The sequence below is a fragment of the Rhodococcus sp. R1101 genome (assembly GCF_000278445.1).
GTDB lineage: Bacteria > Actinomycetota > Actinomycetes > Mycobacteriales > Mycobacteriaceae > Rhodococcus > Rhodococcus gordoniae.
This window is the reverse complement of the sequence record NZ_AJVB01000724.1, coordinates 1-1,324: the sequence shown is the minus strand read 5'-3', so window position 1 is coordinate 1,324 and position 1,324 is coordinate 1. Positions and strand designations below refer to the sequence as shown.

Annotated in this window: 2 protein-coding genes; both read left to right on the top strand. The window is 64.2% G+C overall.

Translation table 11 applies throughout. The features are described 5' to 3' along the window. A partial coding sequence (locus tag R1101_RS28495; protein ID WP_016935636.1) for an ATP-binding cassette domain-containing protein occupies nucleotides 1-645 on the top strand: 645 nt, incomplete at its 5' end. 50 nt (nucleotides 646-695) lie between these two features. After that, on the top strand, nucleotides 696-1,324 hold a 629-nt coding region (locus R1101_RS0123615; RefSeq protein ID WP_442969898.1), incomplete at its 3' end, for an ABC transporter permease.

Genomic DNA, 1,324 nt, shown 5'->3' with positions numbered 1-1,324 from the left:
AGTCGGCTCCGGGCACGAGAACTGCTCGAGCAGTTCGACCTCGAGGAGGCGGGCGATCGCCCGGTCAAGGGTTATTCGGGCGGTATGCGGCGTCGCCTCGACCTCGCCGGCGCTCTCGTCGCCGATCCTCCGGTGCTCTTCCTCGACGAACCGACCACCGGGCTCGATCCGCGTGCCCGTCTCGGGTTGTGGGAGGTCATCGACACACTGGTGCAACGCGGCACCACGTTGCTGCTGACCACTCAATACATGGACGAAGCCGAACGCCTCGCCGACGATATCGCCGTGATCGATCGCGGGAAGGTCATCGCTCGTGGCACCGCCGACGAACTCAAGAGCCGCGTCGGTGGCGAACGCATCGAACTCGGCGTGGCCGAGGTCGACCAGCGTGAGCGGGCGGTCCGCGAACTCGAATCGGTCGCGTCCGGCGAGATCAGGGTCGAGCGCAGCACCGGCCGTATCACCGTTCCGGTGAGCGCGGATTCCGGTGGCGGAACCGACGGTCTCGTGACCGCACTGGGGAAATTGTCGGCCGCAGGTATCCGGGTCTCCGACGTCGCGCTCCGCAAACCCACCCTCGACGACGTGTTCCTCACGCTCACCGGTCACGGAACGGACGACAAGATCGAGGAGGCGGTGTCGTGAACACGCTCGAAGCGGTCGCAACCGACGGCCTGACCATCGCCAAGCGAAACATGATCAAGATCAAGCGTGTACCGGATCTCCTGGTGTTCACCACGCTCTCCCCGATCATGTTCGTGTTGCTGTTCGCCTATGTGTTCGGCAGCGCGATCGAGGTGCCCGGCATGTCGTACCGGGAGTTCCTCATCGCAGGCATCTTCACCCAGACGGTGATCTTCGGCTCCACGTGGACGGGCCTCGGGATGGTCGAGGATCTCCAGAAGGGCATCATCGACCGGTTCCGGTCGCTGCCGATGGCGCCGTCCGCGGTGCTCATCGGACGCACCACCACCGACGTGCTGATCAATGTGCTCAGCCTTGTCGTGATGTCGTTGACCGGCCTCCTCGTAGGCTGGCGGATCAACACTTCTCTGGGAGAGGCCCTCGCCGGTTACCTGTTGCTGCTGTTGTTCGCCTACGCCCTGTCGTGGGTGATGGCGGTGATCGGCATGTGGATCCGCACACCCGAGGTCTTCAACAACGCCAGCTTCATGGTGATCTTCCCGCTGTCGTTCATCGCCAACACGTTCGTCGATCCGTCGACGATGCCGCCGGTGCTGCGGACCATCGCCGAGTGGAATCCCATCTCGGCGCTGACGCAGGCGGTGCGCGAGTTGTTCGGCAACACCAATCCCATGGTGCC